12 protein-coding genes and 1 pseudogene are annotated in these 14,497 nt (G+C 65.9%); 4 read left to right on the top strand and 9 right to left on the bottom strand.

The window, feature by feature from the left end; all coding sequences use genetic code 11:
- Nucleotides 1–22 precede the first annotated feature (22 nt).
- Nucleotides 23–967 carry a DMT family transporter gene (locus tag EEB15_RS01015; RefSeq protein ID WP_233259293.1) on the top strand — a complete coding sequence of 315 codons (945 nt, stop codon included), beginning with the start codon at nt 23–25 and terminating at the stop codon, nt 965–967.
- 5 nt (nt 968–972) lie between these two features.
- Nucleotides 973–1,665 (top strand): 7-cyano-7-deazaguanine synthase QueC, encoded by a 693-nt coding sequence (gene queC, locus EEB15_RS01020; protein ID WP_141507668.1) that lies wholly within the window; start codon nt 973–975, stop codon nt 1,663–1,665.
- A gap of 253 nt (nt 1,666–1,918) precedes the next feature.
- Here queC and EEB15_RS01025 read toward each other — a convergent pair.
- From EEB15_RS01025 to EEB15_RS01045, 5 genes and pseudogenes are all read right to left on the bottom strand, one after another.
- A pseudogene (locus tag EEB15_RS01025) lies at nt 1,919–3,673 on the bottom strand (ABC transporter ATP-binding protein/permease).
- Nucleotides 3,674–3,748: 75 nt separating this feature from the next.
- A complete protein-coding gene (locus EEB15_RS01030; RefSeq protein WP_141507669.1) occupies nt 3,749–4,651 on the bottom strand; it encodes a 5'-nucleotidase in 903 nt (300 codons plus the stop codon).
- Between the two features lie 4 nt (nt 4,652–4,655).
- Entirely contained in the window at nt 4,656–5,888 is a 1,233-nt protein-coding gene (gene gspF, locus EEB15_RS01035) for a type II secretion system inner membrane protein GspF (RefSeq protein WP_141507670.1), read from the bottom strand.
- Nucleotides 5,889–6,019: 131 nt separating this feature from the next.
- Nucleotides 6,020–7,630, bottom strand: a complete 1,611-nt coding sequence (locus EEB15_RS01040; RefSeq protein WP_141507671.1) for an AMP-binding protein — start codon at nt 7,628–7,630, stop codon at nt 6,020–6,022.
- A 20-nt stretch (nt 7,631–7,650) separates the two neighbouring features.
- Entirely contained in the window at nt 7,651–8,127 is a 477-nt protein-coding gene (locus tag EEB15_RS01045) for a MarR family winged helix-turn-helix transcriptional regulator (protein ID WP_141507672.1), read from the bottom strand.
- Nucleotides 8,128–8,313: 186 nt separating this feature from the next.
- On the opposite strand from EEB15_RS01045, the gene EEB15_RS01050 reads away from it, so the two are divergent.
- Nucleotides 8,314–9,582 carry a class I SAM-dependent methyltransferase gene (locus EEB15_RS01050; protein WP_141507673.1) on the top strand — a complete coding sequence of 423 codons (1,269 nt, stop codon included), beginning with the start codon at nt 8,314–8,316 and terminating at the stop codon, nt 9,580–9,582.
- Entirely contained in the window at nt 9,583–9,906 is a 324-nt protein-coding gene (locus EEB15_RS01055) for a DUF1840 domain-containing protein (RefSeq protein ID WP_141507674.1), read from the top strand.
- A gap of 136 nt (nt 9,907–10,042) precedes the next feature.
- Here the strand turns inward: EEB15_RS01055 and EEB15_RS01060 are convergent, their stop codons facing one another.
- From EEB15_RS01060 to EEB15_RS01075, 4 genes are all read right to left on the bottom strand, one after another.
- Nucleotides 10,043–11,077 (bottom strand): tripartite tricarboxylate transporter substrate binding protein, encoded by a 1,035-nt coding sequence (locus tag EEB15_RS01060; RefSeq protein ID WP_141507675.1) that lies wholly within the window; start codon nt 11,075–11,077, stop codon nt 10,043–10,045.
- Nucleotides 11,078–11,213: 136 nt separating this feature from the next.
- Complete coding sequence (locus tag EEB15_RS01065) at nt 11,214–12,206, bottom strand: tripartite tricarboxylate transporter substrate-binding protein (protein ID WP_141507676.1); 993 nt, start codon at nt 12,204–12,206, stop codon at nt 11,214–11,216.
- A 122-nt stretch (nt 12,207–12,328) separates the two neighbouring features.
- Entirely contained in the window at nt 12,329–13,576 is a 1,248-nt protein-coding gene (locus EEB15_RS01070; protein WP_141507677.1) for a phenylacetate--CoA ligase family protein, read from the bottom strand.
- A gap of 106 nt (nt 13,577–13,682) precedes the next feature.
- Nucleotides 13,683–14,492, bottom strand: coding sequence for an ABC transporter ATP-binding protein (locus tag EEB15_RS01075; protein ID WP_141507678.1), 810 nt, complete (start codon nt 14,490–14,492; stop codon nt 13,683–13,685).
- Nucleotides 14,493–14,497: the final 5 nt, after the last annotated feature.

The following is a 14,497-nucleotide window of genomic DNA, read 5'->3' on the forward strand; positions in this document are numbered from 1 at the left end:
TCTCCGTCAATGGAGACATGCCGTGGCAGTTGAGAACGGTGGGCGCATCAAGCGCCACTTCGTGCTGCGGCGCGCGGCGCTGGCGCAGCGGCGCGCTTCGCGCCTGGACCCGGTGGTTCGCGGCTTGCTGTGGTCGGGCGCCGCCGGGTTGCTCTTCACCGTCCTGAACACGACCATGCGCGTGCTCGCCCAGGAGCTGCATCCGCTGGAAACCCAGTTCCTGCGCTACCTGTGCAGCCTGCTGGTCATGCTGCCGCTGGTGGCGAGTGCCGGACTCGCGGCATTCCGTCCCAACAACATCCCCAGCCAGTTCTCGCGCGGCGCCGTCCATACGGTGGGCCTCGTGATGTGGTTCACCGCGCTGCCATGGATATCGGTGGCCGACACCACCGCCATCGGCTTCACCGGCCCGATCTTCATCATGCTGGGCGCCGCATGGTTCTTCGGCGAGCGCATGCGCTGGGACCGGTGGGTCGGCGCGGTGATCGGCTTCGTCGGCGTGCTGATCGTTGTGGCGCCGAAGATGAACGCCAGCGGCGGTCCCTACACGCTGCTCATGCTCGCGTCGGCTCCGGTGTTCGCCGCCTCCTTCCTGATGACCAAGGCCTTGACCCGGTCCGAGCGCCCGACGGTGATCGTCATCTGGCAATCGATCACCATCACCTTGTTCAGCCTGCCCCTGGCCGTGCCTGTGTGGCAGTGGCCCAGCGCAATGCAATGGCTCGCCTTCATGGTCTGCGGCGTGCTGGGCAGCACGGCGCACTACTGCCTCACGCGGTCGTTCACCGTTGCCGACATTTCGGCCACCCAGTCCGTGAAGTTCCTGGATTTGGTGTGGGCCTCGATCGCGGGATGGCTCGTGTTCGCGGACATCCCGAACCGCTCGACGCTGATCGGCGGTGTGATCATCTGCGCGTCGACCTTGTGGATCGCGCGGCGCGAAGCGCGTGGTACCGTGCGGCCCTGAACATCATGCACACCACAGCACTCGTCCTTTTTTCCGGAGGCCAGGACTCCACCACCTGCCTGGCCTGGGCGCTCGAGAAGTACGAGCGCGTCGAAACCATTGCGTTCGACTACGGCCAGCGCCATCGCATCGAACTGCAGGCGCGTTTGACGGTGCTGGAGCAGTTGCGGCAGCAGTTCCCGCAGTGGGCGATGCGCCTGGGGGAGGACCATCTGCTGGACCTTGCGGTGCTGGGGCAAGTCAGCGAAACCTCGCTCACGCGGGACATGGCGTTCAGCATGGAGCAGTCGGGGCTGCCCAATACCTTCGTGCCCGGGCGCAACCTGATGTTCCTCACGCTGGCCGCGGCGCTGGCGTACCGGCGCGGGCTGCAGGTGCTGGTGACGGGTGTGTGCGAGACGGATTTCTCCGGCTACCCGGACTGCCGCGACGACACCATGAAGGCGATGCAGCTCGCGCTCTCGCTCGGCATGGACCGCCGCTTCCTGATCGAGACGCCGCTGATGTGGATCGACAAGGCGGCCACGTGGGAGCTTGCCCTGAAGTTGGGCGGCGATGCGCTGGTCGGCCTCATCGTCGAGCACACGCACACGTGCTACCTCGGCGAGCGTGGGCAGCGCCACGAATGGGGCTACGGCTGCGGCACGTGCCCTGCGTGCGAACTGCGGCAGCGCGGTTGGGAGCGCTGGCGGGCGTAGCAGGGCTGTCATTGCGGCTATGTCGACATGGCGGTGCGGGATCGGGGCGGCGGGGCACTCTGCGCTGCGAATGTCCCCCGTCGCGGCAAGCCGCTCCCTCCTCCTTTATTTCGCAGCGCAGAGCGCCCCACCACCCCGATCCGGGAGACGTTGCTGGTATTCGACCGTCGCGCGCCACCCGGCGTCCATGGCGGCGCACACGGTTCACTCTCGAGACACGGGTGCCGGATCGAGTCCGGGCATGACAGCCCGTCTATCCTTCGCGAAGCCGATAGACGGCGCCACCACCATCCCGCGCCGCCTCCAGCTCCCATCGCCTTGCATGAAATTCATCGAGCGCCGGCCGGTGTGCGATCGACACCATCGCGCCCCCTTTTCGCTTCACCATCGCCGCGAGCCGCTGGTAGAGCGTGCGCTCCGCCGGTTCATCCAGTGCGCTGGTCGCTTCGTCGGCGAGAACCCAAGCCGGTTGCTTGAGAAACACGCGAGCGAGCGCCAGCCGCTGCCGTTCCCCTCCTGACAGCTTCTGGCTCCACGCATCCTGGTCGTCCAGCCGCGTCGCGAGCTGAGGAAGCAGCGCTTCTTCCAGCGCCTGGCGCAACGCTTCATCGCTGTAACGCGCAGCGGGCTCGGGATACGCCAGCGCATCACGCAAGGGCCCGTCCGGGAAATACGGGTTCTGCGGGATCGCCATCGTGTCGGCAGGCAGGGACACTTTGCCTTGCGCGAAAGGCCAGATGCCGGCGAAGGCGCGGAACAGGGTGGACTTGCCACTGCCGGACGGGCCCTTGATCAACACGGAGTCGCCGGACGCGACCCGTAGCGAGAGACCGGACAGCAGTGTCGCGCCGGTGGGCAATTGCAGCGTGAGGTCATGAGCCGCGAGCCCGCTTGCGTTCGCTTCAACTTCCGGCCGCTGTGCCTGCGTTTGCGCGACGACGTTTTCCTCGAAGCTGGTGAGGCGGTCGGCGGTGGCGCGCCAGATCGCCAGACGGTTGTAATTGTCGATGAATCAGGACAGCGAGTCGTTGACCTCGCCGAACGCCGATGCGATCTGCTGCAGTTGGCCGAAAGTGATGGCGTTCGCGAAAAACCGCGGTGCAGCCACCAAATAGGGAAACACCAGCGCAGCCTGGCCGAAGAAGCTGGCGAACCAGACCAGGTTCTTGCGCGCCCGGATCAACTGCAGATAGTTGGTGGCCACGGCGAGAAACCGCCGGTCCAGATGGAAGCGCTCGACGTTCTCGCCCTTGTCGAGTGCGATGGCCTCGCAGTATTCGCGCACACGCACCATGTGGTGGCGGAAGTCGGCCTCATACCGCTGTTGCCGGAAGTTCAGCGCGATTTGCGGGCGGCCGATGTAGTGAGTAATGACGCTGCCGATCACACAATACCCCACCGCGGCCCAGACCATGTACCCGTGCAGTTGCATGTCATAGCCGGCGAAACTGAAAGCGAAGCCGCCGGACAGGCCCCACAACACGCCGACAAAACTGAACAGCGTGATCAGCGCATTGAGCGCGCCCATGGTCAGCGTCAAAGTGAAGTCGGTGAACTGGGCGAGATCTTCCTGGATGCGCTGGTCGGGGTTGTCGGGCACGCCGGTTTGATTCGAAAATCGTCCGAGTTCCATCCGGTAGAAGGCCTGGTCCGACAGCCACCGCTGCAGGTAGTACTTGGTCAGCCAGGTGCGCCAGCGCAACTCGAGCAGTTGGGTCAGGTAAAACTTGTAGACAGCGATGACGATGAATGCGAAGCCCAGGTAGAGCCAGCGCAGCAGCTGCACGCCGAACTCCGCCGCATCGCGTTTCTCTATCGCGTCGAAGAACGTGCGCTGCCAGTCATTGAAGAGAACGGCGTTGTAGACGTAGGCGAAGTTGAGCAGAACAATGGCCAGCAACAGGCCGCGCGCCTTCCACTTTTCTTCCGAATTGAAGTAGGGAGTGGTCAGGTCCCAGATCTTCCTGGAGGTGGACTTCACCAGCGCCAATTTTTCTGATGCGTTCATCCGGACGGGTCCTTCGCAATGGAGGCCCATCGTAGCGCGGCAGAATTTAAGCCCCCACGTTGGGGCGCCCCGGCGCTACCGCGGCACGTTCGAGATGCCGCTCGCCACATGCCCCGACGGCACATGGCGCGCGGCGTGGTCGACGTGGCCGGTCTGGTCGTCGAAGAAGAAATCGGGCTCGAACTCACGCAGGAATTCGCCCTTGGGCAGGCCGCCCAGGAACATCGCCTCGTCCACGCGGATGTCCCAGTTCATCAAGGTGCGAATGGCGCGTTCGTGCGCCGGTGCACTGCGCGCCGTGACGAGTGCGGTGCGCAGCCGCATCTTGGGCGTGCCCGCCTGCTGCATGCGGTGCAGCGCCACCAGCAGCGGCTTGAACGGGCCCTCGGGCAACGGCTGCGTGGCCTTGCTCGATTCATGCTGCTGGAACGCGTCCAGTCCTTCGGACTGGAACACGCGCTCGGCTTCGTCCGAGAACAGCACCGCGTCGCCGTCGAACGCAATGCGCACTTCGTTCGGATAGTTGTTGCCGGCGAGCACGGATTCGGTGAGCACTCGCGCGGCCGGAAAGCCCGCCGCCAATGCTTCCTTCACGTCTTCCGCATTGGCCGAAAGAAACAGGTGCGCGCCCAGCGGACGCAGGTAGCGGAAGGGCGAGCGGCCTTGCGTGAACACGCCGCGCTGCAGACGGATCTCGTTGGCCAGCCCCGAGCGGAAGATGCGCATGCCCGACACCGGGTCATTGCGCGAAAGGATCACCACCTCGACGCGTTGCGTCGCCGTGTCGTTGAACGCCAGCAGCTTCTTGATGAGCGAGAACGCGATGCCCGGCCCGGCCGGGAGGTCCATGCGCTCGAACTGCAGCTTCATGTAGGCCTGGGGGTCGCCGGATTCGTAGACCTTGTTCTCCTCTTCGAGGTTGAACAAGGCCCGCGAAGAGATCGCGACCACCAGCTTGTCGTCGAGCGAGACAGCCATCTTGCTACTTCACGAATTGATTCAGCTGGATGATCGGCAGGAGCACCGCCAGCACGATCAACATCACAACCAAACCCATCGCCACGATCAACAGCGGCTCCAAGATCGTGGCCAGCTGCACCGCGCGGCGCTGCACTTCGGCGCCGAGCTGGTTGGCGGCGCGTTGCAGCATCACCGGCAATTGGCCCGTCTGCTCGCCCAGCCGAGCGAACATCGGCAGCAGGCCGGGGAAGCGCTTCTTCTGCGCGATGGCGGATGCGAGTGGCGCGCCTTCGCGCACCAGCACGAGAGCGTCCATCGCGTCGGCCCGCATCGCGCGGTTGCTCAATGTTTCGGCGGCGGCTTGCAGCGCCTTGAGGATGGGCACGCCCGCACCGGCGAGCATGGCCAGCGTGCTGGCGAAGCGCGCTGCGTTGTAGCCGCGCGAGAGCCGGCCCACCAGCGGCAATTTGAGCCAGGCGGCGTCGAAGCGCTCGCGCGTGGCGCTGTTTCGCAGGGCCAGCCGCAAGGTCACGGTACCCGCTATGGCCACCGTGGCGGCCAGCCACCACCAGTTGCGCACCCCGGCGCTGACGGCCAGCATCGCGACGGTGAGGAAAGGCAACGAACGCTTGGTTCCCGCGAAAACATTGGCGACCTGCGGCACGACGTAGGCCACCAGGAACATGACAATCGCGAACGCGATGACGGTGACGATGGCCGGGTAGAGCGCCGCGCCCAGCAGCTTGGCCTGCAGCGCCTGGCGCTCTTCCAGGTCGTCGGCCAGCCGGTCCAGCACCAGGCCCAGGTTGCCGCTGGCCTCGCCGGCGCCGACGACGGCGATGAAGATGTCGGGGAATTCGCGCGGGAAGCGCGCCAGGGCCTTCGCGAACGACGAGCCCGCGTTGACTTCAGCACGCAGTGCCGCGACCAGATGGCGTTCGCGTTCGTTCTCGGTTTCGTCCGTCAGGGCCGTGAGCGCGCGCTCGAGCGGCAGGCCGGACCCGACCAGCCCGGCGAGTTGCCGCGTCCAGATCGCAAGGCCCGTCGAATTGAAGACAGCGCGGCTGAATGCGCGATCGCTCCAGCCGAAGCTCTGCTCATTGGCGGCCACGCCCGAGCTGACCGGTACCACTTCCAACGGCACCAGCGCCTGGGCCCGCAGCAGGCTGCGCACCGCCTTGGCGGTGTCGGCTTCCATCACGCCGCGGCGGGTGTCGCCCTGTGCGTCGAGGGCTTCGAAGGAATAAGCGGGCATCGGGGGATTATTCACCAGCAAATCGCTGCGCGATTTGCTGGTGGCCGATCAGTTGAAAAAGGCCGGGAAACCCGGCCTTTTTCAAAGGGGGCCGCACTCCATGTTATTGCGTGCGGCCTCGCTTACGGCATTCACGACTGCCGCAACTTGAACCGCTGCAGTTTGCCCGTCTCTGTCCGCGGCAGGCTGGCGACGAACTCGATCTCGCGCGGGTACTTGAACGGTGCGATGCTGGCTTTCACGTGGTCCTGCAGCGCCTTGGCCATCGCGGCGTCGCCGGTGTGGCCGGGCTTGAGCACGCAGAAGGCCTTGACGATCATGCCGCGTTCTTCATCCGGTTTGCCAATCACGCCGCATTCGGCCACCGCCGGGTGGCGCAGCAGGGCGTCTTCCACCTCGGGGCCGCCGACGTTGTAACCCGCCGTGATGATCATGTCGTCGGCACGGGCCTGGTAGAAAAAGTAGCCGTCATCATCCTGCATGAAGGCATCGCCGGGATAGTTCCAGCCGCCCTTCACGTAGTTGGCCTGGCGGGGGTCGTCCATGTATTTGCAGCCCGTGGGCCCGATCACGGCGAGTTTGCCGATGGTGCCGCGCGGCACTTCGTTGCCGTCGTCATCCACCACCTTCGCCGTGTAGCCGGGCACCACCTTGCCGATCGCACCGGGCCGGATGTCCGCGCCGGCCGACGAGATGAAGATGTGGAACATCTCGGTGGCGCCAATGCCGTCCAGCATCTCGATGCCGCTGGCCTGCTTCCACAGCTGACGCGTCGCGTCGGGCAGGCCTTCGCCGGCGCTCACGCTGATGCGCAGCTTGCCGACGCCGTGCTCGCGCGCGAACGGCGCCATCTGGCGATAGAACGTCGGCGCGGTGTAGCAGATCGTCGCACCCACTTCATTGATCGTACGCACCAGGCTCTCGGGCGAGTAAGGTGCGTCGGGGAAGTAGACGCTGGCGCCGGCCCACATCGGGAACACGAGCAGGCCGCCCAGCCCGAAGGTGAACGCCAGCGGCGGCGAGCCCACCACGATGTCGTCGGGTGTTGCACGCAGCGTGTGGCGCGGCCAGGCTTCGCAGGCTGCCATCACGTCGCGGTGCGTGTGCACGGCCGCCTTGGGCTTGCCCGTGGTGCCCGAGGTGAAGGCCATCATCGCGATGTCGTCGGCGTCCGTGGGGCAGGGCGCGAAGCCGCCTTTCTTCTGCGCGGACAGCACGGCGAGAGATCCCGGCGCGTCCAGCGTGTTGAACGGCACGACCGTACGCAGGGCGGTGTGATCGCGCCGCGCCACCTCGAGCTCGTCCAGCAGCTTGATGTCGCACAGCGCCGCCACGGGCTGCGCCTTGTCGATGATGTCGCCGAGCTCGAGCGCGCGCAGCAAGGGCATGGTGGCCACCGCGACCAGCCCGGCCTTGGTGACGGCCAGCCAGGCCAGCGCCATCGCCACCGAGTTGCCGCCGCGCAGCAGCACCCGGTTGCCGGGCACCAGGCCGAGGTCTTCGGTCAAGACGCGGCAGATGCGGTCGACCCGCTCGCGTACCTCGGCATAGCTCAGGGTGATCCTGCTCGATCGCAGCAGCGGCCGGTCACCCCAACCCTTGGCCGGCGCCTTGTCCAGCAGCTCCTCGACCAGGTTCAGGCGTCCTGAAAACTGAAGTTCGGGAAAGTCGTAGCGCAGTTGGGGCCAGGCCTCGCGCGGTGGCAGCCGGTCATGGACGAAGCGGTCTTGCTGGGCGGACATCGCGTGCTTCTCCCCCGCGTTCACGCCGCCGCATCGGCCCGCGACTGCGCGTGGTCCTTCACTTTGCCGAGCAGCTTGTGCAGGGTGGCGATGTCCTTCTCGGAAAGGCCGGCGAACGCGTCCACGATCCAGCTCTCATGCTGGTGCGCCATGTCGTGAAACAGTTTGCGGCCTTTCGGCGTCAGCCGCACGCGGTAGGCACGCCGGTCGCCCTCGACGTCGACACGGTCCACCAGGCCTTCGGCCACCAGCTGGTCGGTGATGCCGGTCACGTTGCCGCCGGTGACCATCATGCGGCGCGACAGCTCGTTCATCTTCAGCCCGTCGGGGGCCCGCTCGAGCTGCGCCATCAGGTCGAAGCGGGGCAGGGTGGTGTCGAAGCGCTCGCGCAACTGGCTGCGCACCTGTTTCTCCACGATCTGGGTGCAGGTGAGCAGGCGCAGCCAGAGGCGCAGCGCCTCCGGGTGTTCGCTGTGGGCGCGGGCTTCCATGTCCATGGCCGGGATCCTAGGCATCATCGTCTAAATAGTTTAAGCCTAAACGAAACGGTGTCAACCCGTGTTGCCCCGCTGTGTTGCCCCGCAAGGCCGATCGCGCCGGAAGCCCACCGCCGAGATGAAAGGGCCCCTGTCCTACAGGCCCAGGCGTTGACGGAAGAGCCAAAACTTGGCAAGAATTTGCGGATGGACACACTCCTGCGCAAGATCGAGTCACAGCTCGCCGGCTTGCCGGTGCCGACTGCGGTGCAGCTGCCGAAGGGCCAGCGTGTCGGCCCGCCGGCTGCGGCCGTCACGCTGTCCTTCAGGGACTGGTCGGCCCTCGCGAGCATGGCGGCTGGCCAGATCGGCCGCATGGCCGAGGACTTCGTCGAAAGCCGGGTGCAGCTCGATGGGCGCATGCGCGACCTGATGGCTGTCGCGGCGCGCCTGCTGCCCGGCACGCCCGTGGCCAGCGACACGGGGTGGTGGACGCAGTTGCTGCGCCGCGCGAAGTCGCTGTCGCTGCACTCGCCGCAGAAGGACGCGCGGCAGATCCAGTTCCACTACGACGTCTCGGACGATTTCTACGCGCTCTGGCTCGATCCCCGGCGCGTCTATTCGTGCGCCTACTTCCGCGAGACAGGCATGTCGCTCGCGCAGGCGCAAGAGGCCAAGCTCGACCACATCTGCCGCAAGCTGATGCTCGAGCCCGGCGAGCGCTTCCTGGACATCGGTGCCGGCTGGGGCGGGCTCTTGATGTGGGCGGCCGAGAACTACGGCGTCGACGCGACGGGCATCACGCTGTCGAAGAACCAGCATGCGCACGTGCAGCGGTTGATCGAAAGCAAAGGCCTGGCCGGCCGCGTGAAGATGGAGCTGCGCGATTACCGCGAGCTGCGCGAAGACGAAGGCTTCGACAAGATCGCGTCGGTGGGGATGTTCGAACACGTGGGACAGGCCAACATGCCCACGTATTTCGCCAAGATCCACCGGCTGCTCAAGCCCGGCGGCCTCGTGATGAACCACGGCATCACGGCCGACAGCATCGTGCCCAGCCAATTGGGCGCGGGCATGGGCGACTTCATCGAAAAGTACATCTTCCCGGGCGGCGAGTTGCTGCACATCAGCCACTTGCTGCGCGACCTGGCCGCGGCGGGGCTGGAGATGGTCGACACCGAAAACCTGCGGCCGCATTACGGGCGCACGCTGTGGGCCTGGTCGGACGCGCTGGAGTCGCGGCTGGATGAAGCGCAGCGGGTGCTCGAGACCACCGGCAATGCGCCGGACGCGCAGAAGGTGTTGCGCGCCTACCGGCTCTATCTCGCGGGCTGCGCCATGACGTTCGAGCAAGGCTGGATCGGCCTGCACCAGATTCTGGCGACGCGGCCGACCGGCGAGCTGCACGCGGGCGAGCTGCCGGGAGCACAATCGCCCTATCCCTTCAACCGGGGCTATATGTACAGCCCGTCCTAGATGCTCTACAAATTCAAGTCCAAGGCCGCCGGCGACGTCATCATGCTCGAGCCCAACGGCCGCCGCGTGCTGGAGATCGTCGGCAAGGATGCCGGTCCCAAAGGCATCATCCAGCCCGGGGAAATGCCGGCCGCCATCTCAGCGCTGGAAGCAGCCATCGCGAAGGAGGAGGCGGATCAGAAGGCCATGACAGACGAAGCCAAGGCCAAGGGCGAAGTGCCGCCCAAGTTCGAGGGCGTGTCATTGCGCCAGCGCGCCGTGCCTTTCGTCGACATGCTGCGCCGCTGCCAGCAGGCCAACGCCGAGATCGTCTGGGGCGTATAACCATTCACATTGAAAATGCTGCGCGTTTTCAATGTGGTTTGATCAGATGCAAAAAACGCGGCAAAGCCGCGTTTTTTGATAGGGAGCCGCCCTGCACGTTGTTTCGTACGGCAGGTTCCCCTGCGGGGATGCGATCTCAGTCCACCTTCGCGCCCGACACTTTCACCACCTGCGCCCACTTCTTGTGTTCCGCGTCAATGTGGCGCGCGAACTCGGCGGGGGTGTTGCCGCTGGGGATTGCGCCTTGCGCAAGCATCTTTTCCTTGATGGCCGGCGTGTTCAGCGACTTCGCGACTTCCTGCTGGATGCGGTTGACGATGTCGGCGGGCGTGCCGGCGGGCGCCAGCAGGCCGAACCATGAGGTGGCGTCAAAGCCCTTGATGCTCGCGGCCTCCTCGATTGTCGGGACGTCGGGCATGGCCGCCGATCGCTGGCGGCTGGTGACGGCCAGCGCCTTGAGTTTGCCTGCCTTGATCTGCGGCATCGACGAGGGCAGGTTGTCGAACATCACGTCCATGGTGCCGCCCACCATGTCCAGCAGCGCCGGGCCGGAGCCGCGGTACGGAAAGTGGACCATGTAGGTGCCGGTCATGCTCTTGAACAGCTCGCCGGCCAGGTGGATCGACGTGCCGTTGCCGCTCGAGGCCATGTTGACTTTGCCCGGGTGCGCCTTGGCGTACTTGACGAAGTCGGCCACGTTGTTGATGCCCAGGGTGCGCGCTTTCTCGGTCTGCATCACCATCACGTTGGGCACGCCGGCCACCAGGGTGACGGGCGCGAAGTCCTTGATCGGGTCGTAGGGCATCTTCTCGTATAGCGCGCGGTTGATACCGTGCGTGCCCACCGTTCCCATCAGCAGCGTGTAGCCGTCGGCGGGCGACTTGGCCACGATCTCGGCGCCGACGTTGCCGCCCGCGCCGGCGCGGTTGTCGACGATGAACTGCTGGCCGAATGCCTTCGACAACTCGGGCGCGATCGCGCGCGCCAGGATGTCGGTGGTGCCGCCGGCCGCGAACGGAACGACGATGCGCACGGGCTTGTTGGGCCAGCCGCTTTGTGCGCGGACCGGCAGCACAGCGAGCCCTGCGGCCGATGCGAGCGCCTCGAGGACGAGACGACGATTGGGTTGGGAAAAACTAGTCACAGCAAGTCTCCTGTTTTGGTGCTTCATCGACCCGATTGATGATGCCATCAATCGAACGAAAACAGGTGCCATGTGGGGGGTCACCGCGGAACCGGCTTTGCCGGGCCGCTGGTGGCGCCCCCTGAGGGGGAGGCGGCCGCAGGCCGCTTCGGGGGGGAGCCAGTTAATCGGCGTAGACGCCGGCGGCCTTGATGATGGGGCTCCACTTGGTGATCTCGGCCGCGACGAACTTCTTGTGTTCAGCTGCGTCGACGCGTTTGTCGGCCACGACGATGGCGCCCAGGCCTTCCTGCTTCTTGATGAAGTCCGGATCCTTCAGGGCCGCCTTGAGGGCGTCGTTCAGCTTCTTCTGCACGTCGGCGGGCGTGCCCTTCGGTGCGTACAGGCCGTGCCAGATGGTGACCTGGAAATTCGCCAGGCCCGACTCCTGCAGCGTCGGCAGGTCTTTCAGGGCCGGCGTCGGCAGGCGTTTGGAGGTGGTCACGGCATAGGCCTGCACCTTCTTGGCCTCGATCTGGCTGGTGGTGTTGGTGGTCTGGTCGCACATCAGGTCGATCTGGCCACCGATCAGGTCGGTCATGGCCGGGCCGGTGCCCTTGTACGGCACCGGGGTCATGTCGACCTTGAGCGCGTTTTGGAACAGGAGGCCGCACAGATGCGAGGCCGAGCCCACGCCCGCGTTGCCCAGGTTGATCTTGCCCTTGTTCTTGTCGATCCAGGACATGAGCGACTTGTAGTTGCCGGCTTCCAGCGTGGGACGGCCGATGAGGGTCATCGGCACTTCATTGACGAGGCCCAGGTATTCGAAGTCGCTGTCGACCTTGAACGGGATGTTGCGGACCAGCGTGGGCATGGTGGCCATGCCGATGTGATGCATCAGCAGCGTGTAGCCGTCCGGGTTGGCCTTGGCGACCTTGTTGGCGCCGATGGAACCGCCGGCGCCCGCAGCATTGTCGACCACGATCGTCGCACCGCCCATAGGCTTGCGCATGGCTTCGGCGAGGTCGCGCGCCACGCGGTCGGTGGGGCCGCCGGCCGAGAACGGCACGACGATGGTGACGACTTTGCCTGCGGCAGGGTAGCCCTGCGCGTGGGCGCCGAAGGCCGCCAGCGCGAGCAGGGCGACGGGCGTGAGGGTCTTGAGGATTTGTTTCATGGGTAGGGTCTCCTTGGTGGAACCCCTGAATCGTAGGCGCGGCCCGTGCGCTTGCCATCACGGGAAATACGTACCGCCGCCCTCGGGGAAGCCCTAGCTGAGCGGAATTTGACCCGGGTCAACTATTTGTAGCTGCGCGCGTCCTCGATCACCTTGCCGTCGTTAGGCAGGGAGCCCGGCTGCAGCAGTTGCACGTCGCCGCGCAGCTTGGTCACGTCGCGGATGGCTTCACCGATGCGCGCGTGCAGGTCTTGCGGCGCGGATGCGGCCTCGACCTTGAGCGTCATCACGTCGTTGGCCATCTCGCCGCTGACCACCAGCCGCGCCTTGATGACTTCAGGGAAGCGCCGTGCGATGTCGGCCACCTGGGCCGGGTGCACGAACATGCCGCGGATCTTGGTGGTCTGGTCGGCGCGGCCGAGCCAGCCCTTGATGCGGGTGTTGGTGCGGCCCGTCGGGCACCGGCCCGGCAGCAGTGCAGACAGGTCGCCGGTGCCGAAGCGGACAAGCGGGTAGCCAGGGCTGAGCGTGGTGACAACAACCTCGCCGACCTCGCCTTCAGGCACCGGATCGCCGGTGCCGGGCCGCACGATTTCCACGATGATGCCTTCGTCCAGCACCATGCCCTCCAGGCTCGCGGTTTCGTACGCGATCAAGCCGAGGTCGGCCGTGGCGTAGCTCTGGTACACAGTGACGCCGCGCTCGCCGAACCATGCTCGCAGGCTGGGCGGCAGCGCCTCGCCGCCGGTCATGGCCTTGCGCATGCTCGCGACATCGGTGCTGGCCTCCTGGGCTTTTTCCAGCAGGATGCGCAGGAAGCTCGGCGTGCCCACGTAAGCGTCGGGCTTCAGCTCGGCCATCGCCTGCAGCTGTTGTTCGGTCTGCCCGGTGCCGGCAGGAAAGACCGTGCAGCCCACGGCCCACGCACCCGATTCCATCAGGAAGGCGCCAGGCGTCATGTGGTAGCTGAAGGCGTTGTGCACCAGCTCGCCACTGCGGAAACCCGCCGCGTACATCGCCCGTCCCATGCGCCAGTAGTCTTTGCCGCTGCCCTCGGGTTCGTAGATCGGCCCGGGCGAGGCGTAGACCCGCGGCATCTTGGGCCCGCGCACCAGCGCCGAGAAGCCGCCGAACGGGTCGCTCGCCCGCACCGCCTTCTGGCGCTCCAGCAGTTCATGCTTGCGCGTCACCGGCAGCCGCGCCAATGCCTCGCGCGACGTGATGCTGTCGGCATCCACGCCCGCCAGGATCTGCGTGAACGCGGGGGCATTGGTCTGCGCGTGCGCAACCTGCTGCGGCAGCGCCGCCATCAGCGCGGCTTCCCGCGCGGCGGGATCGCGGCCTTCCAGCGCGTCGAAATAGTCCATCATCGAAGGTTCCGGGTTTGATCGGGGGCCACCGCGGAACCGGCTTCGCCGGGCCGCTGGAGGCGCCCCCTTGAGGGGGAGGCGCCGAAGGCGCTTCGGGGGTGGGTCATCACGCCAGCCAACGCTTGCGACGCTTGTAGCTTTTGACGTCGCGGAAGCTCTTGCGCTCGCCGCCGCCCACGCCCAGGTAGAACTCCTTGACGTCTTCATTGGTGGCCAGCTCGGCCGCCGGGCCGTCCATCACCACACGGCCGCTCTCCATGATGTAGCCGTAGTCGGAATACTTCAGCGCCATGTTGGTGTTCTGCTCGGCGAGGAGGAAGGTGACTTTCTCCTTGGTGTTCAGGTCCTTCACGATCTCGAACACCTCTTGCACGATCTGCGGTGCCAGGCCCATCGAGGGTTCGTCCAGCAACACCATCGTGGGGTTGGCCATCAGCGCGCGGCCAATGGCGCACATCTGCTGCTCGCCGCCCGAGGTGTACGCGGCCTGCGACGTGCGTCGCTGCTTGAGGCGTGGGAAGTAGGCGTAGACCTTGTCGAGGCTGGCCGCGACTTCACCCTTGCCTTTGCGCGTGTACGCGCCGGTCAGCAGGTTCTCTTCGATCGTCAGGTGGGCGAAGCAGTGCCGGCCTTCCATCACCTGCACCACGCCGCGCTGCACCAGGTCGGCGGGCGAAAGGTTCTCGATGCGCTCGCCGCGCAGCTCGATCGAGCCCTTGGTCACGGCGCCGCGCTCGCCCTTGAGCAGGTTGGAAACGGCGCGCAGCGTCGTGGTCTTTCCCGCGCCGTTGCCGCCCAGGATGGCCACGATGCCGCCTTCGGGCACCTGCAGCGAGACGCCCTTGAGCACGAGGATCACATGGTTGTAGATGACCTCGATGCCGTTGACGTTCAAGACGATGTTGGGTTTTTCCATTGCTT

The sequence above is a fragment of the Ramlibacter sp. WS9 genome, assembly GCF_003797765.1.
GTDB lineage: Bacteria > Pseudomonadota > Gammaproteobacteria > Burkholderiales > Burkholderiaceae_C > Ramlibacter.

Bases quoted from the DNA above. Each gene is read 5' to 3' on its own strand.
- EEB15_RS01075 (WP_141507678.1), bottom strand. From the start codon at position 14,492: ATGGAAAAACCCAACATCGTCTTGAACGTCAACGGCATCGAGGTCATC.
- EEB15_RS01065 (WP_141507676.1), bottom strand. From the start codon at position 12,206: ATGAAACAAATCCTCAAGACCCTCACGCCCGTCGCCCTGCTCGCGCTG.
- EEB15_RS01050 (WP_141507673.1), top strand. From the start codon at position 8,314: ATGGACACACTCCTGCGCAAGATCGAGTCACAGCTCGCCGGCTTGCCG.
- EEB15_RS01070 (WP_141507677.1), bottom strand. From the start codon at position 13,576: ATGATGGACTATTTCGACGCGCTGGAAGGCCGCGATCCCGCCGCGCGG.
- EEB15_RS01045 (WP_141507672.1), bottom strand. From the start codon at position 8,127: ATGGACATGGAAGCCCGCGCCCACAGCGAACACCCGGAGGCGCTGCGC.
- EEB15_RS01030 (WP_141507669.1), bottom strand. From the start codon at position 4,651: ATGGCTGTCTCGCTCGACGACAAGCTGGTGGTCGCGATCTCTTCGCGG.
- queC (WP_141507668.1), top strand. From the start codon at position 973: ATGCACACCACAGCACTCGTCCTTTTTTCCGGAGGCCAGGACTCCACC.
- EEB15_RS01055 (WP_141507674.1), top strand. From the start codon at position 9,583: ATGCTCTACAAATTCAAGTCCAAGGCCGCCGGCGACGTCATCATGCTC.
- EEB15_RS01060 (WP_141507675.1), bottom strand. From the start codon at position 11,077: ATGAAGCACCAAAACAGGAGACTTGCTGTGACTAGTTTTTCCCAACCC.
- EEB15_RS01040 (WP_141507671.1), bottom strand. From the start codon at position 7,630: ATGTCCGCCCAGCAAGACCGCTTCGTCCATGACCGGCTGCCACCGCGC.
- gspF (WP_141507670.1), bottom strand. From the start codon at position 5,888: ATGCCCGCTTATTCCTTCGAAGCCCTCGACGCACAGGGCGACACCCGC.